We start from the raw sequence: 22,182 nt of genomic DNA, 5'->3' as shown, positions 1-22,182 counted from the left end.
CGAACCTCGGTTCGGTGACGCTGGGCGGCACGGACGGCACGACGCTCGCAAACGTGAAGGCGGGTGTTGCCGACATGGATGCAGTGAACGTGAGCCAGCTGAAGGGCTCTGGCCTGATCGGCGACGACGGCAAGGCGATCGCTGCGGTGACGTACGACCGTAATACGGACGGCACACCGAACTATGGTTCGGTGACGCTGGGTGGCGGCGCTGACGGCACGACGCTGTCGAACGTGAAGGCCGGTGTTGCGGACAAGGACGCGGTGAACGTGAGCCAACTGAAGGGCTCGGGCCTGATCGGCGACGACGGCAAGGCGATCGCTGCGGTGACATACGACCGTAATACGGACGGCACGCCGAACTATGGTTCGGTGACGCTGGGTGACGGTACGAACCCGACGCAACTGAAGCACGTGGCGGACGCAACCGACGATACCGATGCGCTGAACCTTGGCCAGCTGAAGAGCACGGGCCTGGTGGGCGACGACGGCACGGGCAATCTGACGTCGCTGGCGGTGACGTACGGCACGAACGCAGACGGTTCAGCGAACTTCGACGAAGTGAAGCTGAAGGGCACGGACGGTACGACGCTGTCGAACGTGAAGGCCGGCGTCGACGACAAGGACGCGGTGAACGTGAGCCAACTGAAGGGCTCGGGCCTGATCGGAGACGACGGCAAGGCGATTGCCGCGGTGACGTACGACCGTAATACGGACGGCACGCCGAACTATGGTTCGGTGACGCTGGGTGATGGCACGAATCCGACGCAACTGAAGCACGTGGCGGATGGTACGGATCGTCAAGACGCGGTGAACCTGGGTCAGTTGCAGGATTCGGGTCTGGTTGCGCCGGTTGATCCGACGAACCCGGGCGCGGGCCTGACGTCGCTGGCGGTGACGTACGGCACGAACGCAGACGGTTCGGCGAACTTCGACGAAGTGAAGCTGAAGGGTACGGACGGCACGACGCTGTCGAACGTGAAGGCTGGCGTTGCGGATATGGACGCGGTGAACGTGAGCCAGCTGAAGGGCTCGGGCCTGATCGGAGACGACGGCAAGGCGATCGCTGCGGTGACGTACGACCGTAATACGGACGGCACGCCGAACTACGGTTCGGTGACGCTGGGCGGCACGGACGGCACGACGCTTGCAAACGTGAAGGCGGGTGTTGCCGACATGGATGCAGTGAACGTGAGCCAGCTGAAGGGCTCGGGCCTGATCGGAGACGACGGCAAGGCGATTGCCGCGGTGACGTACGACCGTAATACGGACGGCACGCCGAACTATGGTTCGGTGACGCTGGGTGACGGTACGAACCCGACGCAACTGAAGCACGTGGCGGACGCAACCGACGATACCGACGCGCTGAACCTTGGCCAGCTGAAGAGCACGGGCCTGGTGGGCGACGACGGCACGGGCAATCTGACGTCGCTGGCGGTGACGTACGGCACGAACGCAGACGGCTCGGCGAACTTCGACGAAGTGAAGCTGAAGGGCGCGGACGGCACAACGCTGTCGAACGTGAAGGCCGGCGTCGACGACAAGGACGCGGTGAACGTGAGCCAGCTGAAGGGCTCGGGCCTGATCGGCGACGATGGCAAGGCGATCGCTGCGGTGACGTACGACCGTAATGCGGACGGTTCGTCGAACCTCGGTTCGGTGACGCTGGGCGGCACGGACGGCACGACGCTCGCAAACGTGAAGGCGGGTGTTGCCGACATGGATGCAGTGAACGTGAGCCAGCTGAAGGGCTCTGGCCTGATCGGCGACGATGGCAAGGCGATTGCCGCGGTGACGTACGACCGCAATGCGGATGGCACGCCGAACTACGGTTCGGTGACGCTGGGTGACGGTACGAACCCGACGCAGTTGAAGCACGTGGCGGATGGTACGGATCGTCAAGACGCGGTGAACCTGGGTCAGTTGCAGGATTCGGGTCTGGTTGCGCCGGTTGATCCGACGAACCCGGGCGCGGGCCTGACGTCGCTGGCGGTGACGTACGGCACGAACGCAGACGGTTCGGCGAACTTCGACGAAGTGAAGCTGAAGGGTACGGACGGCACGACGCTGTCGAACGTGAAGGCCGGTGTTGCGGACAAGGACGCGGTGAACGTGAGCCAGCTGAAGGGCTCGGGCCTGATCGGAGACGACGGCAAGGCGATCGCTGCGGTGACGTACGACCGTAACGCGGACGGTTCGCCGAACTACGGTTCGGTGACGCTGGGCGGCACGGACGGCACGACGCTTGCAAACGTGAAGGCGGGTGTTGCCGACATGGATGCAGTGAACGTGAGCCAGCTGAAGGGCTCGGGCCTGATCGGAGACGACGGCAAGGCGATTGCCGCGGTGACGTACGACCGTAATACGGACGGCACGCCGAACTATGGTTCGGTGACGCTGGGTGACGGCACGAACCCGACGCAGTTGAAGCACGTGGCGGATGGTACGGATCGTCAAGACGCGGTGAACCTGGGTCAGTTGCAGGATTCGGGTCTGGTTGCGCCGGTCGATCCGACGAATCCGGGTGCGGGCCTGACGTCGCTGGCGGTGACGTACGGCACGAACGCAGACGGCTCGGCGAACTTCGACGAAGTGAAGCTGAAGGGTACGGACGGCACGACGCTGTCGAACGTGAAGGCCGGCGTCGACGACAAGGACGCGGTGAACGTGAGCCAGCTGAAGGGCTCGGGCCTGATCGGCGACGATGGCAAGGCGATTGCCGCGGTGACGTACGACCGTAATACGGACGGCACGCCGAACTATGGTTCGGTGACGCTGGGTGACGGCACGAACCCGACGCAGTTGAAGCACGTGGCGGATGGTACGGATCGTCAAGACGCGGTGAATCTGGGTCAGTTGCAGGATTCGGGTCTGGTTGCGCCGGTCGATCCGACGAACCCGGGCGCGGGCCTGACGTCGCTGGCGGTGACGTACGGCACGAACGCAGACGGTTCGGCGAACTTCGACGAAGTGAAGCTGAAGGGTACGGACGGCACGACGCTGACCAACGTGAAGGCCGGTGCGGTGAACACGGCTAGCACGGACGCGGTGAACGGCTCGCAGCTGTATGGCGTGTCGAAGAGCGTCGCGGATTCGCTGGGCGGCGGTTCGACCGTCGATGCAAGCGGCAACGTGACGGCACCGACGTACTCGCTCGTTGATCCGACGGATGCCACGGCGAAGGTCGACTACCGCAACGTCGGCGACGCGCTGGACAATCTGGACGGCCGTGTTGTGACCAACACGAAGAACATCACGGTGATCAACAACCAGCTGGCCGGTTCGGGGCTGGTGGATCCGGTGACGGGTCAATCGATCGCCGCGGTGACTTACAACCGCAACGCGGACGGCACGCCGAACTACAACGCGGTGACGCTGGGCGGTGGCAAGTCGGCCGGCCCGGTGACGCTGTCGAACGTGGCGCAAGGTGTCGCGGGCACCGATGCGGTGAACCTGGATCAGCTGAACGATGCCATCAAGGATGTGGCTGTCGGCCCGTCGACGCTGGCAGTGACGTACAGCGTGAACGATGACGGTTCGGCGAACTTCGACGAAGTGAAGCTGAAGGGCACGAACGGCACGACGCTTGCAAACGTGAAGGCCGGTGTGGCCGATACGGACGCGGTGAACGTGAGCCAGCTGAAGGGCTCGGGCCTGATCGGCGACGACGGCAAGGCCATCGCCGCGGTGACTTACAACCGCAACGCGGACGGCACGCCGAACTACAACGCGGTGACGCTGGGCGGCGGCAACTCGGCCGGCCCGGTGACGCTGTCGAACGTGGCGGATGGCGTGGATCGTCATGACGCGGTGAACCTGGGTCAGTTGCAGGATTCGGGTCTGGTTGCGCCGATTGATCCGACGAATCCGGGTGCGGGCCTGACGTCGCTGGCGGTGACGTACGGCACGAACGCAGACGGCTCGGCGAACTTCGACGAAGTGAAGCTGAAGGGCGCGAACGGCACGACGCTTGCAAACGTGAAGGCCGGTGTGGCCGACACGGATGCAGTGAACGTGAGCCAGCTGAAGGGCTCGGGCCTGATCGGCGACGACGGCAAGGCCATCGCCGCGGTGACGTACAACCGCAACGCGGACGGCACGCCGAACTACAACGCGGTGACGCTGGGCGGTGGCAAGTCGACCGGCCCGGTGACGCTGTCGAACGTGGCGGATGGTGCGGATCGTCATGACGCGGTGAACCTGGGCCAGTTGCAGGATGCGGGCCTGGTTGCGCCGGTCAATCCGACGAATCCGGGCGCGGGCCTGATGTCGCTGGCGGTGACATACGGTACGAACGCGGACGGCTCGGCGAACCTCGACGAGGTGAAGCTGAAGGGCACGGACGGCACGACGCTGACGAACGTGAAGGCCGGTGCGGTGAATACGGCCAGCACGGACGCGGTGAACGGCTCGCAGTTGTACGGCGTGTCGAAGAGCGTCGCGGATTCGCTGGGCGGAGGCTCGACCGTCGACGCCGGCGGCAACGTGACGGCGCCGACGTACTCGCTGGCCGATCCGACGGATGCCACGGCGAAGGTCGACTACCGCAACGTTGGCGACGCGTTGGACAACCTCGATGGCCGTGTCGTGAGCAACACGAAGAGCATCACGGTGATCAACAACCAGCTGGCCGGTTCGGGGCTGGTGGATCCGGTGACGGGTCAATCGATCGCCGCGGTGACGTACGACCGCAACACGGACGGCTCGCCGAACTACAACGCGGTGACGCTGGGCGGCGGCAAGTCGGCCGGCCCGGTGCAGGTGAAGAACGTGGCTGCCGGTACGGACGACACCGACGCGGTGAACGTGGCTCAGTTGAAGGACGCTGGCCTCGTCGCGCCGGTCGATCCGACGAATCCGGGTGCGGGCCTGTCGTCGCTGGCGGTGACGTACAGCACGAACGACGACGGTTCGGCGAACTTCGACGAAGTCAAGTTGAAGGGCACGGACGGCACGACGATCACGAACGTGGCGGCGGGTGCGGTGAACGCGACCAGCACGGACGCGATCAACGGTTCGCAACTGCACGGCACGGCGCAGAGCGTGGCGGACACGATCGGCGGCGGCACGACGGTCGGCGCGGACGGCACGCTCGCGAACACGGCGATCGAAGTGAACGGCCAGAAGTACTCGACCGTGGCGGAAGCCGTGCAAGCGGCGGCGGCCTACGGCGCGACCGATTCGCTCGCGGTGCGTTACGACCTGAACGGCGACGGCACGCCGAACTTCGGTTCGGTGACCCTCGGCGGGACTGGCGCGGCACCGGTGCGGCTGACGAACGTGGCGGACGGCGCAAGCCAGTACGACGCGGTGAACTTCGGGCAGTTGAGCGAGCTGAGCGACCGGTTCAGCGGCCTCGACGACCGTGTCGGCGCACTCGAGCAGAACCCCCCCGGCAGCGGCGGTGGCAGCGGCGGCGGTTCGGGCGACAGCCCGTACTTCGGCGCGACCGACCAGACCACGGGCGGCTCGTTGGCGGCGAACGCCGGCACCGGCACCGGCAACGTGGCGGCGGGCTCCGGCGCGTCGACCATCGGCACCGGCGTGAACAACGGCACGGCGATCGGCTCCGGTTCGACGGTGGCGGCAGCCGGCGGCACGGCGATCGGCGCGGGTTCGGCCGCGAAGGGCGAGAACGCGACGGCGATCGGCCAGGGTTCGAACGCGACCGGCAGCGGTTCGGTGGCGATCGGCTCGGGCTCCGTGGCGAACGAGGCGAACACCGTCTCGTTCGGCGACGGCACCGACACCGGCAACCGCCGGATCGTGAACATCGCCGACGGCGTGGGCGCGAACGACGCCGCGACGAAGGGTCAGCTCGACCGTGCGGTCGGCGGTCTGGCAGGCCAGATCAACGACGTGTCGAAGAACGCGTACTCGGGTATCGCGGCAGCCACCGCGCTGACGATGATCCCGGGCGTGGATCCGGGCAAGACGCTGTCGTTCGGTGTCGGCGGCGCGACCTACAAGGGCTATCAGGCAGTGGCGTTCGGCGGGGAAGCCCGTATCACGCAGAACCTGAAGATGAAGGCCGGCGTGGGTCTGTCGAGCGGCGGCAACACGGTTGGCGTGGGTGCGTCGTACCAGTGGTAATGCGCGGGGCGGGGCCATGCGCCCCGCCCGTGCAACGCCGTTCCGATCTTTCAAACCTTTCATACAAGCGCGTCCGCCTTCGGGCGGACGCCCATTCAAGATCATGACTTCAAAGCTTTTGCGCGTCGCGTCGATCGGCGCATTCGCGATGGTGCTCGGTGCGTGTACGACGCAATCGGGGCCGACCTACGACATTCGCGCGGTATCCATCCCGGGCAAGCCGGACAACGTGTTCCGGGTGAGCTGCGACGGCCTGCTCGGCAGCGCCAATTCGTGCGCCCGCGCGGCGGAGGAATTCTGCCGCGGGCAGGGCTTCACGCCGCTCGAGATGATCGATCGCGTCCGCAGCGGCGCGCCGATGAAGGATCCGCGCGAAATCACGTTCATGTGCGGCAAGCCGCAGCCGGTCGCGCAACCCGCGCCGGCGCCTGCACCGGCACCGCAGCCTGCGCCGCAACCGGTGCAGCAGCGCCAGGTGCTGCTGCAGGGCGACGCGAATTTCGCGACCGACAGCGCGGCGCTGACGTCGCAGGCCCGCAACGATCTCGATCGCTTCATCGCGACCAACCGCGGCGTGGAATTCGCGCGCGTCACGATCACGGGCTTCACCGATTCGACCGGCAGCGCCGCGCATAACCGCACGCTGTCGGAAGCACGGGCGCGCACCGTGGTGAACTACCTGCGTTCGAACGGCCTGCAGGCCCGCTCGTTCTCCGCCGAAGGCCTCGGCGCGGCCGACCCCGTCGCGTCCAACGCGACGGCCGACGGCCGCGCGCAGAACCGCCGCGTCGAGATCCGCCTGGACGTGAAATGACCGATTGACGTATCGCGGCGCCGGTTCGCCGGCGCCGCCAGGGCCTTCGCCGGTCACGAGCCGATGAAGGAACGGGGCGCAATCGACCGCCGCACCCCGTTGTCCCGGCAGGCATGCCAAGCCGCCCGCTCCGACCGAGCCGGCGGCTTTTTCCTTTTGCGGCGCGCCGCGCGGCGGCCGCTCCCGTCTGCTTCCTGTCTGATCGCCCCGGTTTCGTGCGAAACTAGCGCCCAATTACGATCCAGAAAGAACGGCGCGCATGCGCCGTCGCCGGCAATCGGGCGGCCGTTCGGCCCCTCGCGACAGCGGTGAATACTCGGACGACTATGGGAAGCTATCAGATACGTGTGGTATTGGCCGACGACCATCCGGCAACGCTCGTCGGCGTCCAGCATGGGCTGTCGTCGGTGCCGACGATCCGGCTCGCCGGCACGGCCGGCAATTCGACCGAGCTGATCGCGCTGCTCGATGCGGGAGCGTGTGACGTGCTGGTGTCCGACTACGCGATGCCCGGCAACGCGCACGGCGACGGCATCGCGCTGTTCTCCTACCTGCAACGCAATTACCCGGCCGTGAAGCTGGTCGTGCTGACCATGCTCGACAACGCGGCGGTGGTCGGCGCGCTGGTGCGGCTCGGCATCGCGTGCATCGTCAGCAAGTCGGATGCGATCGACCACCTGATTCCGGCCGTGCATGCGGCCGCGACGGGCGGCACCTACTATTCGCCGTCGGTCGAGAAGGTCGTGCGCACGCTGTCCGCGCATTCGAGCGCGCGGATCGTGGACCAGGCGCCGAGCCTGAGCAGCCGCGAGATCGAGGTCGTGCGGCTGTATGCGTCGGGGATGACCGTCAACGAGATCGCGGATCAGTTGAGCCGCAGCAAGAAGACGATCAGCACGCAGAAGGCGCGCGCGATGCAGAAGCTCGGCGTGGAAAAGGATATCGACCTGCTGCGCTACGCGATGGAGCACGGGATCGTCGCCGCGTCCGGCGGCGAGGGCAAGCCGGCGGAGCAGGAAGGAGAGGGGGAAGGGCGCACCGATCCGGCCTGACCGGCGGGCCGGTCAGGATCGGGTGCCGGATCGTTCGTCCGGGCGGCCGGCCATGGGCCGGCGTCGTTGTCGCGGCGTCAGCGCGGGGTGTAATCGATGGCCGGCAGCGGCGTTGCATAACCGTAGTCGGACACCAGCCCGCACGCGATCGCGTAGCGGACCAGATCGACGTCGCGCTCGATGCCCAGCTTCTGCATCGCCGAACTCTTCTGCGTGCTGATCGTCTTCTTGCTGCGGCTCAACTGCTCGGCGATGTCGTTGACCGACAGGCCCGACGCGAACAGGCGGATCACCTCAAGCTCGCGCGCGGACAGCGCCGGCGCCTTGCCGCCCGTGTTGCCGGCGGCCCGCAGGATGCGGTCCATCGACGGCGACAGGTAGCGGCCGTTCGTGTAGGCGGCGTGGATCGCCATCGTCAGGTGGCTCGTCATGTCGGACTTGCTGACCACGCATGCGATGCCGAGGTCGAGCAGCGCGCGTAGCGCCACCGCGTTCTCCATCATCGTCATCACGACGATGCGCAGATTCGGATACCGCTTCAGGATCGCGGAGAACATCGCGAGGCCGTCGCCGTATTCGGTGCCCGGCATCGCGTAGTCGGACACGAGCACGTCGCACGGATGGCTCGCGAGGGTTTCCATCAGTTCGGTCGAGTTGCTGGCGCTTGCGACCACCGAGAGCGTATTCGTCGCGGACAGTTCGTAGCGTGCGCCGATGACCACCGCCGGATGGTCGTCGGCGATCACGATGCGGATGGGGAAGTTTCCTGGCATGTCGGTTGTACCTGCATGTTGCGCCGCGCGGCGGGGGCCGTGCGGCGGAGGTCGGCACGAATGCATGCGCGTCCGGCGTGCAAAGCAGGCCGGACGCGATGTCGTCGCGCCGACGGCCGGTAGCGGCTCATTCGGAACCGCCACTGGCCGTCGGCCGAACCAGCGGGGGATCGCTCCCCCGCTGCGGGTCGACGCTCCGCGCGAGGCGGAGCCGTCCGGTCAGAACTCGTAGCCGACCTGGGCACGCACGCCTGCATCGCCCGTCGAAGTGACGGACACGGCGCCGTTCATCAGCCACTTGCCGTCGCGCGTCCGGTAGGTCGCGCCGGCCGCGAGCGCCGAGCCGCTCTTGTAGTTCGCGGCGCCGGCCGCGACGACGGTCTTGCCCGGCTGCGACGGCGTCAGGTTCGGCATCGCCATGGCCGCCGCGACCCCGGCGTACGCGTTCTTCGCGACGTCGTTGATCTGGCCTTGCATGCCGTTGATTGCCCGGTCGAGCTGACCCTTCGTCGCCGCGTCGCTGGCGTTGACGCCGTCCGCGATGTTCACGAGCCGGCGGTTGCCTTCGGCGGTGCCGTCACCGAACGAGACGGTGTTCGCCTCGGTCGCCACGGAGCCCGCGCCGATCGCCACCGAACCGCTGCCGGTCGCGCTCGAACCCTGGCCGATGGCCGTGCTGCTTTCGCCCGACGCCACCGCGCCCTGGCCGATCGCCGAGCTGTTCTCGCCCGATGCCACAGAGCCTTGGCCGATTGCCGAGCTGTTGCCGCCCGAGGCGTTCGAACCCTGGCCGACCGCCGTGCTGCCGTCGCCCGACGCGGCCGAACCCTGGCCGATGGCCGAGCTGTTCTCGCCCGAGGCTGCCGCGCCGTCGCCGACCACGAGCGAGCCTTCGCCGCCCGTGCCGGGGCCGACCAGGCCGCTGCCATCGCCACCACCATCGCCGCCGCCCGAACCGCCGCCGACTTCGAGGTCGCCGACCCGGCCGTCGAGTTCAGCGTATTTCTGCGCGAACTGCTCCTGGAGGTCGTACAGCTGGCCGCCGTTCACGGCTTCCATGCTGCCCGCCGCGATCAGGCCCGGTGCGACGTTGAGCAGCGTGGTGCCGGCCGAACCGCCGAAGGTCACGCTGGCGAGCGAGATATCGTCGTACGTCACGGCCGCGATTTCCTTGCCCGTGTAGTCGATGAGGCCGGTTGCCTTCAACTGCGCGATCGTCACCGCATCGTCGTCGTTCACGCCGTTCGCGACGCCCGACAGCGTGCGGTTGCCCGTCGTGCCGGCGAAGTTCACCGCCATGCCGTCGGTGTTCGCGCCGACGGTGAGGTGGGCGCCCGGGCCGGCTTGCTGGACGAGACCGACCGTGCCGTTGCCGATCTGGTCGGCCAGCGAGGCGATGTCGCCTTCGTTCGTCGTCACGCGACCGTCGAGGTTGGTCACCGCATCGCCGACCGAGTGAACGATGGTCGTACCGCCGCTGCCATCACCGACCGTGAAGCTCGGAGCCGAGATCGAACCGTCGGCATTGACGACGGAACCGCCGCCGATGGCCGATGCGACGCTATCGGCCACGCCATGCAGTTGCGAGCCGTTCACCGCATCGGTGCTCGACGCCGAGACCGTGCCTGCGTCGACACCGGTCAGTTTGCGAGCGCCTGCCGTGCCGGTGAAGTCGACAGCTGTGCCGTCGGTGTTCGCACCAACGGTGATGTTCGCGCCGGGGCCGGCTTGCTGGACAAGGCCAACCGTGCCGTTGCCGATCTGGTCGGCCAGCGAGGCGATGTCGCCTTCGTTCGTCGTGACGCGACCGTCGAGGTTGGTCACTGCATCGCCGACCGAGTGAACGATGGTCGTACCGCCGCTGCCGTCACCGACCGTGAAGCTCGGAGCCGAGATCGAACCGTCGGCATTGACGACGGAACTGCCGCCGATGGCCGACGCCACGCTGTCGGCGACGCCGTGCAGTTGCGAGCCGTTCACCGCGTCGGTGCTGGACGCCGAGACGGTGCCTGCATCAACGCCAGTCAGCTTGCGCGCGCCGGCCGTGCCGGTGAAGTCGACGGCCGCACCGTCGGTGTTCGCACCGACCGTGATGCTCGCGCCTGCGCCGGCTTGCTGGACGAGGCCGATCGTGCCGTTCGACAGATCGTCCAGCTTGGTATTGATCGTCGTGATGTTGCCGTCGAGTGCGCCGAGTGCGCCACCGACCGTTGTTTGCGGGCCGCCGTTGGCGAGCGCGTACGTCGGGCCGGTCACGGCGCCGGTCGACGTGTCGATCGTGGCGCCGCCGCCCAGCGCGGTTACGACCGGCTGGAGCTGGCTGAGGTTGACCGCATCCGTTGCCTGCGTGCCGGCGGCGACGTTGACGATCTGGCGTTGCTTGCTGGACGAACCGACGGAAACGGTGTCGGCGCGATCCGCGACGGAATCCATGCCGAGCGCGACCGAGCCGTCTGCCTGAGCGTTGGCCCGGAAGCCGATGCCAACCGCCGACAGGCCGCTTGCGGCCGAGCTTTGGCCGACCGCGATCGCGTTGTCGCCCGTTGCCTTGGCGCTTCCGCCCAATACCGTGGCATTGACAGCGCCGGCGGTGGCAAGACGGCCGATTGCGGTGGCATTGTTGCCCGAACTGGTCGCTCCGTTACCGAGCGCGACCGAGCCCGTGCTGTTTGCGGTTGCCGACGTCCCGATTGCAGTGCTTTGCGCGCCAGTCGCCGCCGAGTCCACGCCGAGCGAAATGACATCCTCCCCGGCTGCGTTGGCCCGGGTGCCGATCGCGACGCCGCCGCGGCCCGATGCGGTGCTGTTCGGGCCCAGTGCGATGGCGCCGGAGCCGGATGCCGACGTACCGGTGCCCAGCGCGACAGTGCCGTTGCCGGTTGCGTTGGCGTTGTCGCCCATGGCGACAGACGAGAAAGTGCCGACACCGGTACCCGAGTAGGTCGACTTGGCGCCGTTGCCGATGGCGATGTTCGTGGCACGGCCCGACGTGGCGGCATCGACGGTTCCGCCGACGACGACTCGCGGGTTGTCCGTCGCTGCGATTGCCGCGGTCATCTGATTCAGGTTGACGGCGTCGGTGCCTTGCGTGCCGGCGGCGAGGTTGGTGATCTGGCGGGTCTGCGCTGTCGATCCGACCGAGACGACATTGGTTCGATCGGCTACGCTGTTCGCACCCAATGCCACGGAGTTCCCCGCGCTGGCGATCGCCCCAAAGCCGAGGGCCGTCGCCCCCACCGCTGTCGACGCAGCCTTGGCGCCGAGCGAAGTCGCATTCGAGCGAATGGTATTGTCGCCAGTCGAGGCCACGGCGCCTGCGCCGATCGCCGTCGCGGCCGTTCCCACAGCCGAAGCGCTCGAGCCAAGCGAAACCGCGTAGTCGGAAATGGTATTCCCTGGCGCACTTCTGGTGTCGGAGCGAGCGGAATCGCCAATGGCGATATCTCGGTTCCCCGTTGCCGTTGTGCCCGGAGTCGTGATGCCGTTCACCTTGATAAAGGTATCGTCCAATGCGGCCATCGTGCCGATCGCGTCCGTACCAATCGCACTCGTGCCGATCGTGCGCGAGCCTGCCCCCGCAACCTTGCATACCCCGGCCGCATCGACCAATCCGCTTGCACCATCCTCGGTCGTACACGCATCGGCCGCGAACGCGCCGCCGATCGACGCGCTGCCCAGTGCGAGCGCCGCCACGGCCTGGCGTGCCGCGCGCGCCGAGCCCTTCGAGCGCGAGCGCGCCGTTTCGGCCACGGCCGTCCATGTGCCCGTCGCCGTGTTCCAGATGTTGCGATACGTCTTGTTCATTGACCCTACTCCTTTCAGTTCGTCAGGTTGATGAGCCCATGTTAGGGATCGGCCTCGTCCGAATCTGTCGTCCGAAACCGATTCGGGAAGCGATGTTTGTAGGGCGAGTCCTACACGCGCGCACGGGCGAACGGGGCGCCGCGACGGGTGGCCGGGGAGAGGGCACGGGGGAAGGAACGACAGCCGCCGGACGGCGGCTGTTCAGGCTTGCGGCGCCTGCGCCGCGCGGTGCCGGAGCGTGCCGCGCGGCGGGTGCCGCATGGGGGAGGTTGGGGAGAATGCGTGAGCGCCCGGCGTGCAGGCAAGCCGGACGCGATGGCGTCGCGCCGTCGGCGAAAAAAAGAAGCGGGAGATCGCTCTCCCGCTTCGGGTCGATGCTCCGTCCGGGACGGAGTCGATCGACTGGCCCGTGCCGCCGGCAGGGGCGCTGGTTTTACCAGTAGAAGCCGCCGCCCACGACACCGCCGAACTCGCCGCGGCTGCTGGTGGTTGCCCCGGCCTTGATGGTCCATTTGCCGTCGCGCGTCATGTACGACACGCCGAGCGCCGAACCGACCTCGCCACCGTAAGTGCTGCCCGCTATCGCGACAAACGTGCGGCCCGGCAGCGTCGATTGCGGCAAGCCTGCCACGGCCATCGCTGCGGCCACCCCGCCCATTGCATCCTTGCGGGCGCTGCTGACGGTATTGTTCATCTGCTGCACGTTCACGGCGTCGGTCGGTGCGGTACCGGCCGCGACGTGGGTGATCTGGCGTTCGTTCCCGGCCGAACCGACCGATACGGCATTGTCGCGATCCGCCGTCGAACCCGCGCCGAGCGCCACCGAATTGTTGCCCGAGGCGTGCGAACCCTGACCGATCGCCGTGCTGTTGTCGCCGCTCGCGTTCGAGCCCTGGCCGATGGCCGTGCCGCCGCTACCCGAGGCCACCGCGCCCTGGCCGATCGCCGAGCTGTTCTCGCCCGATGCCACAGAGCCTTGGCCGATCGCCGAGCTGTTGCCGCCCGAGGCGTTCGAACCCTGGCCGACCGCCGTGCTGCCGTCGCCCGACGCGGCCGACCCCTGGCCGATGGCCGAGCTGTTCTCGCCCGAGGCTGCCGCGCCGTCGCCGACCACGAGCGAGCCTTCGCCGCCCGTGCCGGGGCCGACGTTGCCGCCGCCGTCACCGTCGCCGCCCGAGCCGCCGCCCGAACCGCTGCCGATTTCGAGGTCGCCGACCCGGCCGTCGAGTTCAGCGTATTTCTGCGCGAACTGCTCCTGAAGGTCGTACAGCTGGCCGCCGTTCACGGCTTCCATGCTGCCCGCCGCGATCAGGCCCGGCGCGACGTTGAGCAGCGTGGTGCCGGCCGAACCGCCGAAGGTCACGCTGGCAAGCGAGATATCGTCGTACGTCACGGCCGCGATTTCCTTGCCCGTGTAGTCGATGAGGCCCGTCGCCTTCAGCTGTGCGATCGTCACCGCGTCGTCGTCTTTCACGCCGTTCGCGACGCCCGACAGCGTGCGGTTGCCCGTCGTGCCGGCGAAGTTCACCGCCATGCCGTCGGTGTTCGCACCGACGGTGAGGTTGGCGCCTGCACTGGCTTGCTGGACGAGGCCGACCGTGCCGCTGCCGATCTGGTCGGCCAGCGAGGCGATGTCGCCTTCGTTGGTCGTCACGCGACCATCGAGGTTGGTGATTGCGCCGCCGACCGACGTGACGGTGGTTGTACCGCCACTGCCGTCGCCGATCGTGAAGCTCGGAGCGGAGATCGAACCGTCCGCGTTCACGACGGAACCGCCACCGATGGCCGAGGCGACGCTTTCGGCCACGCCGTGCAATTGCGAACCGTTCACTGCATCGGTGCTCGACGCCGAGACGGTGCCTGCATCAACGCCGGTCAGCTTGCGCGCGCCGGCCGTGCCGGTGAAGTCGACCGCTGCGCCATCGGTGTTCGCACCGACCGTGATGTTCGCGCCAGCAGCCGATTGCTGGACGAGGCCAACCGTTCCGTTGCCGATCTGGTCGGCCAGCGACGCGATATCGCCTTCGTTCGTCGTCGCGCGACCGTCGAGGTTGGTGACTGCATCGCCGACGGAGCCGACCGTGGTCGAGCCGCCGTGGCCGTCGCCGATCGTGAAGCTGGGTGCGGAGATCGAGCCGTCCGCGTTCACGACGGAACCGCCACCGATGGCCGAGGCGACGCTGTCGGCCACGCCGTGCAATTGCGAACCGTTCACTGCATCGGTGCTCGACGCCGAGACGGTGCCTGCATCAACGCCGGTCAGCTTGCGCGCGCCGGCCGTACCAGTGAAGTCGACGGCTGCGCCGTCGGTGTTCGCGCCGACCGTGATGTTCGCGCCAGCAGCCGATTGCTGGACGAGGCCGACCGTGCCGTTGCCGATCTGGTCGGCCAGCGAGGCGATATCGCCTTCGTTCGTCGTCACGCGGCCGTTGAGGTTCGTGACTGCATCGCCGACGGAGCGAACCGTGGTCGAGCCGCCGCTACCGTCGCCAAGCGTGAAGCTCGGTGCGGAGATCGAACCATCAGCATTCACGACGGAGCCGCCGCCGATGGCCGATGCCACGCTGTCGGCGACGCCATGCAGTTGCGAGCCGTTCACCGCGTCGGTGCTGGACGCTGAAACGGCACCTGCATCAACGCCAGTCAGCTTGCGCGCGCCGGCCGTGCCGGTGAAGTCGACCGCTGCACCGTCGGTGTTCGCGCCGACCGTGATGTCCGCACCTGCGCCGGCTTGCTGGACAAGGCCGACCGTACCGCTGCCGATCTGATCGGCCAGCGAGGCGATGTCGCCTTCGTTGGTCGTGACGCGACCATCGAGGTTGGTCACCGCATCGCCGACCGAGTGAACGATGGTCGTACCGCCGCTGCCGTCACCGACCGTGAAGCTCGGTGCGGAGATCGAACCGTCGGCATTGACGACGGAACCGCCGCCGATGGCCGATGCGACGCTGTCTGCCACGCCGTGCAGTTGCGAGCCGTTCACCGCGTCGGTGCTCGACGCCGAGACGGCGCCTGCATCGACACCGGTCAGCTTGCGAGCGCCAGCGGTGCCGGTGAAGTCGACGGCAGTGCCGTCGGTGTTCGCACCGACCGTGATGTTCGCGCCCGGGCCGGCTTGCTGGACAAGGCCGACCGTGCCGCTGCCGATTTGATCGGCCAGCGATGCGATGTCGCCTTCGTTCGTCGTCACGCGGCCGTTGAGGTTGGTGACTGCATCGCCGACGGAACGAACCGTGGTCGAGCCGCCGCTACCGTCGCCAAGCGTGAAGGTCGGAGCGGAGATTGAACCGTCTGCATTCACGACAGAGCCGCCGCCGATGGCCGATGCCACGCTGTCGGCGACGCCGTGCAATTGCGAACCGTTCACCGCGTCGGTGCTCGACGCCGAGACGGCGCCTGCATCAACGCCGGTCAGCTTGCGAGCGCCGGCCGTACCAGTGAAGTCGACGGCTGCACCGTCGGTGCTCGCGCCGACCGTAATGTTTGCGCCAGCAGCCGATTGCTGGACGAGGCCGACCGTACCGCTGCCGATCTGGTCTGCCAGCGAGGCGATGTCGCCTTCGTTCGTCGTGACGCGACCATCGAGGTTGGTCACCGCATCGCCGACGGAGCGAATCGTGGTCGAGCCGCCGCTACCGTCGCCGAGTGTGAAGGTCGGAGCGGAGATCGAACCGTCGGTATTCACGGCGGAGCCGCCACCGATAGCCGATGCCACGCTGTCGGCGACGCCGTGCAGTTGCGAGCCGTTCACCGCGTCGGTGCTCGACGCCGAGACGGCGCCTGCATCGACACCGGTCAGCTTGCGAGCGCCGGCGGTGCCGGTGAAGTCGACGGCTGCGCCGTCGGTGTTCGCACCGACCGTGATATTCGCGCCTGCGCTGGCTTGCTGGACAAGGCCAACCGTGCCGCTGCCGATCTGGTCGGCCAGCGATGCGATGTCGCCTTCGTTCGTCGTCACGCGACCATCGAGGTTGGTGATTGCGCCGCCGACCGACGTTACGGTGGTTGTACCACCGCTGCCATCGCCGATCGTGAAGCTCGGTGAGGAAATCGAACCATCTGCATTCACGACGGAGCCGCCGCCGATAGCCGAGGCGACGCTGTCGGCGACGCCGTGCAATTGCGAACCGTTCACCGCGTCGGTGCTCGACGCCGAGACGGTCCCTGCATCGACACCGGTCAGCTTGCGAGCGCCTGCCGTGCCGGTGAAGTCGACCGCTGCGCCGTCGGTGCTTGCGCCGACCGTCAGGTCAGCGCCGGCAGCCGCTTGCTGGACGAGGCCCACCGTACCGTTCGACAGACCGTCGAGCTTGGTGTTGATCGTCGTGATGTCGCCCGTGTTGCGTGCAATGTTGCTGTTGGCGGTCGACAGGGAGTTGTCGAGTGCGTCGAGTGCGCCCTCGACCGTGGTTTGCACGCCGCCGTTGGTGAGCGTGTACGTCGGGCCGGTCACCGCACCCGTCGCCGTGTCGATCGTGGCGCCGCCGCCCAGCGCGGTCACGACCGGCTGGAGCTGGCTGACGTTGACCGCATCCGTTGCCTGCGTACCGGCGGCGACGTTGACGATCTGGCGCTTCAGCGTGGCCGAGCCGACGGAAACGGTATTGTCGGCCGCCGTCACGCTATTCGCGCCCAGCGCCACGCTGTTCGTGCCGCCCGCCGAAGTGAAAATCCCCAGGGCGACCGAGTTCGACCCGCTGGCCGTATTCGACCCGCCAAGCGCGATCGAGCCCGCGCCCGTCGTCGTGGCATACGCACCAATTGCGATCGAGCCTTGGCCGCTGGTTGCGGACCCATGGTTTGCCAGTGAATTCAAACCCAATGCGATGTCGCCGCTACCCGTGGCCTTTGCGCCACTGCCGATTGCTGCGCCATAGATGGCGCTGGCAGTCGCTCCGGCTCCCAGAGCCAAGGTATTGGTGCCCGTTGCCGATGCGCCATTGCCGATTGCCATCGCAGCCGATCCTGTCGCCACTGCGGCCGTCGCACCCGACGTGGCACCCAGAACCTCGATGTACGGGTTGTCCGCTGCAGTAATGGCCGCGTTCATCTGATCCACATTAACCGCGTCCGTGCCGTCCGTACCGGCGGCGACGTTGACGATCTTGCGCTTCAGCGAAGCCGAGCCGACGGAAACGGTATTGTCGGCCGCCGTCACGCTACCCACGCCCAGCGCTACGCTGTTCGTACCGCCCGCCGAAGTGAAAATCCCCAGGGCGACCGAGTTCGAACCGCTGGCCGTATTCGACCCGCCAAGCGCGATCGAGCCCGCGCCCGTCGTCGTTGCGTACGCACCAATTGCGATCGAGCTTTGGCCGCTGGTTGCGGACCCATGATTTGCCAGTGAATTCAAACCCAATGCGATGTCGCCGCTCCCCGTGGCCTTTGCGCCACTGCCGATTGCTGCGCCATAGATGGCGCTGGCAGTCGCTCCGGCTCCCAGAGCCAAGGTATTGGTGCCCGTTGCCGATGCGCTATTGCCGATTGCCATCGCAGCCGATCCTGTCGCTACTGCGGCCGTCGCACCCGACGTGGCCCCCAGGACCTGGATGTACGGGTTGTCCGCTGCAGTAATTGCCGCGTTCATCTGAGTCAGGTTGACGGCGTCGGTGCCTTGCGTGCCGGCGGCGACGTTGGTGATCTGGCGGGTCTGCGCTGTCGATCCGACCGAGACGACATTGGTTCGATCGGCTACGCTGTTCGCGCCCAACGCCACGGAGTTCCCCGCGCTGGCGATCGCCCCAAAGCCGAGGGCCGTCGCCCCCACCGCTGTCGACGCAGCCTTGGCGCCGAGCGAAGTCGCATTCGAGCGAATGGTATTGTCGCCAGTCGAGGCCACGGCGCCTGCGCCGATCGCCGTCGCGGCCGTTCCCACAGCCGAAGCGCTCGAGCCAAGCGCAACTGCGTAGTCGGAAATGGTATTCCCTGGCGCATTCTTGGTGTCGGAGCGAGCGGAATCGCCAATGGCGATATCTCGGTTTCCCGTTGCCGTTGTGCCCGGAGTCGTGATGCCGTTCACCTTGATAAAGGTATCGTCCAATGCGGCCGTCGTGCCGATCGCGTCCGTACCGATCGCGCTCGTGCCGATCGTGCGCGAGCCTGCCCCCGCAACCTTGCATACCCCGGCCGCATCGACCAATCCGCTCGCACCATCCTCGGTCGTACACACATCGGCCGCGAACGCGCCGCCGATCGACGCGCCGCCCAGCGCGAGCGCCACCACGGCCTGGCGCGCCGCGCGCGCCGAGCCCTTCGAGCGCGAGCGCGCCGTTTCGGCCACGGCCGTCCATGTGCCTGTCGCCGTGTTCCAGATGTTGCGATACGTCTTGTTCATTGACCCTACTCCTTTCAGTTCGTCAGGTTGATGCGCTGATGGTAGGGATAGGTCTGGTCCGAATCTGTCGTCCAAAACCTATTCGTGAAGGGCTGCGCGTAAGGCGGGTCCTACACTCGGTACGAGCGAACGCGTGAACGGGCCGCCGCGACGGGCGGCCCGGGAGAGGGCTGGGAGGAAAGGAAAAACAGCCGCCGGACGGCGGCCGTTCAGGCTTGCGGCGCCTGCGCCGCGCGGCGCCGGAGCGTGTCGCGCGCGAGGCGCTCGGTGCGGTCGACCAGCGGTTCGAGCGCGGCCGGATCGCCGGCCTGCACGAGATCCTGCATGTCGCGCACCGCATCGGCCACCGCGTGCTCGTGGATCGTCGCGAACGCGCCGCGCAGCGAATGCAGTTCCGCCCGCAGCGCGGGCACGTCGCCACGCGCGAGCGCATCGCGAATCGCCGCGAGCGAGCGGTCGAGCGTGTCGCTGAACAACCGATGCACGTCCGGCGGCAACGGGCCTTCGGCCAGATCGACGAGCGTGCTTTGCTCGGGCCGGCTGGCGGACGCCACCTTCGCGAAGCGGCGCACGGTGCGGTCGATCGTGTCGAGCAGCACCGGCTTCACGAGCACCGCGACGATGCCGGCTTCGGCGCAGCGCGCATGCTCGGCCGCGCTCGCATGCGCGGTGATCGCGATCACCGGCAAATCGGGGTAGCGGGCGCGCAGCACGCGCGCGAGCGTGTAGCCGTCCATGCCGGGCATGTTCAGGTCGGTCATCACGAGGTCGTAGCGCGTCTCGGCGCAGCGGCGCAGCGCCGACGCGCCGTCGTCGGCCGCATCGGCCGCGTAGCCGAGCGTGACGAGCTGGCTCTGCTGCAGCGTGCGGTTCACCGGATGATCGTCGACGACGAGCACGCGCGCGGCCAGCGCCGGCAGCGCCGCGCCGGCGTCCGCGTCGGCGGTCTCGGCGTCGTGGCGCGCGATCTCCGCGTCGGTCGCCGCGCGCAGCGGCAGCGTGACGACGAACGTGCTGCCTTCGCCGGGCGCGCTCTTCACGTCGATCGCGCCGTGCATCATCTGCGTGAGGTGCTGGGTCAGCGCGAGCCCGAGCCCCGTGCCGCCGTAGCGGCGCGTGATCGACGTATCGGCCTGCGTAAACGGCCGGAACAGCGCCGCGCGCTGCGCGTCGGTCATGCCGATGCCCGTGTCGCTCACGCCGATCACGACCGGCGACGCCGGGTCCGCATCGTCGCGCAGATAGACTTCGAGCGTGACGTCGCCGCGGTCGGTGAACTTGATCGCGTTGCCGACGAGGTTCGCGGCGATCTGCCGGATCCGCACCGGATCGCCGACGTAGCGCGACGCGAGCGCATCGTCGACGATGACGTCGTACTGCAGCCCCTTCGCCGTCGCGAGCGGCTCGAACATCGCGCCGGTCTGCTCGATCGCTTCCGCGAGATCGAACGGGATCGCCTCGATCGTCATTTGGCCGGCCTCGATCTTCGACAGGTCGAGGATGTCGCTGATCAGGTTCAGCAGCACCGACGACGCGCCCTCGACCGTCTGCAGCCGCTCGCGCTGCGTGTCGGCGAGCGGCTCGCGGCCGATCAGCTCGAGGTTGCCGAGGATCGCGTTGAGCGGCGTGCGGATTTCATGGCTCATCGTCGCGAGGAACGCCGATTTCGCGTCGTTCGCGGCGTCGGCGGCGCGCAGCGCCTCGTCGAGCTTGCGCTCGATGTTCTTCTGCGACGTGATGTCGGAGAAGTTGCACAGCACGACGTCCGCGTCGCGGTAGCGGGTGCGCACGAGATTGACGAGCAGGTCGACGGTTTCGCCGCCGCCGGCCGGCAGCGTGACGTGCAGGTCGGATTGCCACGCGCTCGCGCCGGGCGACGTGTCGAAGCGCGCCAGCAGCCGCGCCGCGAGCGACGGCGCGGCGGCGATGCGTGCGTCGTACGCGCGCATCGTGTCGTTCTGCAGCAGCACGGTGCCGTCGGCGAGCGACAGCAGCGCGATGCCGGACGGCGCGGCTTCGACGATCGTCCGGTTCAGGTTCTCGCTTTCGACCACGCGGCGCGTGCGCGCATCGTCGGGCTTCAGCACGCGGCGGTCGAACAGCACCAGCAGCCCCCACACGAGCGCGAGCGCGGCCAGCATCACCGCGACGTACCAGCCGGCCTGCAGGCCGATCGCGGCGGCGAGCGAGCGCAGCGTGAACGCCTGCACGACCGTCCAGTCGGTATCGGGGATCGGCTGGCTCAGCGCGAACAGGCCGCCGCCGTAGGCGGTGCGCGGGCCGTTGCCGGTCGCCGCGCGGGTGCGCGCGGCTAGGCGCTTCAGCGTGGCGAGCGTGGCCGCGTCGCTCACGGCCGCGCCGGTGCGCAGCAGCGTGTTGCCCTGCGCATCGGCGATGATCGCGCCGTTGGTCGCGTACTCGGTGGTCAGGCGCGTGCGCAGCACGTCGACGGGCAGCGTCGACACGAGCACCTCGAACGGCCGGCCGCCGGCATACGCGGCGCCGACGAGCCGGAACACGTCGCGCCGCTGCACCGGATCGTAAGCGGGTGCGTGCCAGATGAACCGGCCGGCTGCGGGCGGTTCGAGGCCGGCCGCGACCTGCGCGAGCAACGCCGACGCGCCGGCCGCGCCCGCCGCCGGCGAACCCGCGGCGGGAGCCGGGATCACCAGCGCGAAGCGGCGATCGGGGCGGTACACGTAGCCCGCGACCGCGCGCTCGGTATCGTGGTTCGCGAGATAGGCGCCGACGCGATAGGTCAGGTCGCTCGCCATCGCGAGATCGCGCTCGTACGACGCTGCCGGCGTGGCCGGCGACAGGTCGGCGAGCACCAGCATCGACGGGATGCGCTCGCCGCCTTTCAGTTCGAGCCGGCCGTGCCCGGCGTCGAGGTCGGCGACCAGCGCGGGGTCGGTCACGCGCGTGGCGTGGAACGCCTCGTCGTGCGTGACGAGCGAAACCATGCCCGTCATGCGCAGCTTGAATTCGAACTGGACGAGGAAGTGACGCACGGCGAACGCCGTGTAGCGCTCGTGGATGGTTTCCTTCGCGACCGCATACAGCATCAGGCCGCTGGCGAGCAGGATCGCGATCGTCACGGCGATGCCGCCGCCGTAGAGCAGCGCGCGCTGCCGGCGGCCGACCGGCGGGCGGGAAGGGGCCGCGGCGCGGGCGGCCGGGCGCGGGCGATCGGGTGCGGCGCGGTGGTCCATCGGGAGCGGGGAGTCGGCCAGGGTTCCGCCATGATAATGGAGTCGGACCCGTTCCCATACTGCATGGCGGCAGCGTGGGCCCGCGCTTGCACGGCCGGGCG

The 22,182-nt window shown here is 68.1% G+C and carries 6 protein-coding genes and 1 pseudogene; 3 read left to right on the top strand and 4 right to left on the bottom strand.

Annotated features, from left to right (window positions below):
- Positions 1 to 32: 32 nt before the first annotated feature.
- From LGN17_RS20980 to LGN17_RS20970, 3 genes and pseudogenes are all read left to right on the top strand, one after another.
- Positions 33 to 6,092, top strand: a pseudogene (locus tag LGN17_RS20980) (YadA-like family protein); the annotation flags it as partial.
- A gap of 103 nt (positions 6,093 to 6,195) precedes the next feature.
- Positions 6,196 to 6,906 (top strand): OmpA family protein, encoded by a 711-nt coding sequence (locus tag LGN17_RS20975; RefSeq protein ID WP_226198472.1) that lies wholly within the window; start codon positions 6,196 to 6,198, stop codon positions 6,904 to 6,906.
- Between the two features lie 326 nt (positions 6,907 to 7,232).
- On the top strand, positions 7,233 to 7,958 hold the full coding sequence (locus LGN17_RS20970; RefSeq protein WP_226198471.1) for a response regulator transcription factor: 726 nt from the start codon (positions 7,233 to 7,235) through the stop codon (positions 7,956 to 7,958).
- A gap of 77 nt (positions 7,959 to 8,035) precedes the next feature.
- On the opposite strand, the gene LGN17_RS20965 is transcribed toward LGN17_RS20970, so the two are convergent.
- The 4 genes from LGN17_RS20965 to LGN17_RS20950 all read right to left on the bottom strand — a co-directional run bounded on the left by LGN17_RS20965 (position 8,036) and on the right by LGN17_RS20950 (position 22,081).
- Complete coding sequence (locus tag LGN17_RS20965; protein WP_226198470.1) at positions 8,036 to 8,731, bottom strand: response regulator transcription factor; 696 nt, start codon at positions 8,729 to 8,731, stop codon at positions 8,036 to 8,038.
- Positions 8,732 to 8,950: 219 nt separating this feature from the next.
- Complete coding sequence (locus LGN17_RS20960; RefSeq protein WP_226198469.1) at positions 8,951 to 12,535, bottom strand: YadA family autotransporter adhesin; 3,585 nt, start codon at positions 12,533 to 12,535, stop codon at positions 8,951 to 8,953.
- A gap of 433 nt (positions 12,536 to 12,968) precedes the next feature.
- Positions 12,969 to 18,869, bottom strand: coding sequence for an ESPR-type extended signal peptide-containing protein (locus LGN17_RS20955; RefSeq protein ID WP_226198468.1), 5,901 nt, complete (start codon positions 18,867 to 18,869; stop codon positions 12,969 to 12,971).
- 209 nt (positions 18,870 to 19,078) lie between these two features.
- Positions 19,079 to 22,081 carry a sensor histidine kinase gene (locus LGN17_RS20950; RefSeq protein WP_226198467.1) on the bottom strand — a complete coding sequence of 1,001 codons (3,003 nt, stop codon included), beginning with the start codon at positions 22,079 to 22,081 and terminating at the stop codon, positions 19,079 to 19,081.
- Positions 22,082 to 22,182 lie beyond the last annotated feature (101 nt).

The organism is Burkholderia sp. AU30280, from assembly GCF_020420125.1.
Lineage (GTDB): Bacteria > Pseudomonadota > Gammaproteobacteria > Burkholderiales > Burkholderiaceae > Burkholderia.
This window is presented reverse-complemented; position numbering and strand designations above follow the sequence as displayed.

Excerpts from the sequence above, each read along its gene's own strand:
- LGN17_RS20965 (WP_226198470.1), bottom strand. The coding sequence starts at position 8,731 with ATGCCAGGAAACTTCCCCATCCGCATCGTGATCGCCGACGACCATCCG.
- LGN17_RS20975 (WP_226198472.1), top strand. The coding sequence starts at position 6,196 with ATGACTTCAAAGCTTTTGCGCGTCGCGTCGATCGGCGCATTCGCGATG.
- LGN17_RS20960 (WP_226198469.1), bottom strand. The coding sequence starts at position 12,535 with ATGAACAAGACGTATCGCAACATCTGGAACACGGCGACGGGCACATGG.
- LGN17_RS20955 (WP_226198468.1), bottom strand. The coding sequence starts at position 18,869 with ATGAACAAGACGTATCGCAACATCTGGAACACGGCGACAGGCACATGG.
- LGN17_RS20970 (WP_226198471.1), top strand. The coding sequence starts at position 7,233 with ATGGGAAGCTATCAGATACGTGTGGTATTGGCCGACGACCATCCGGCA.
- LGN17_RS20950 (WP_226198467.1), bottom strand. The coding sequence starts at position 22,081 with ATGGACCACCGCGCCGCACCCGATCGCCCGCGCCCGGCCGCCCGCGCC.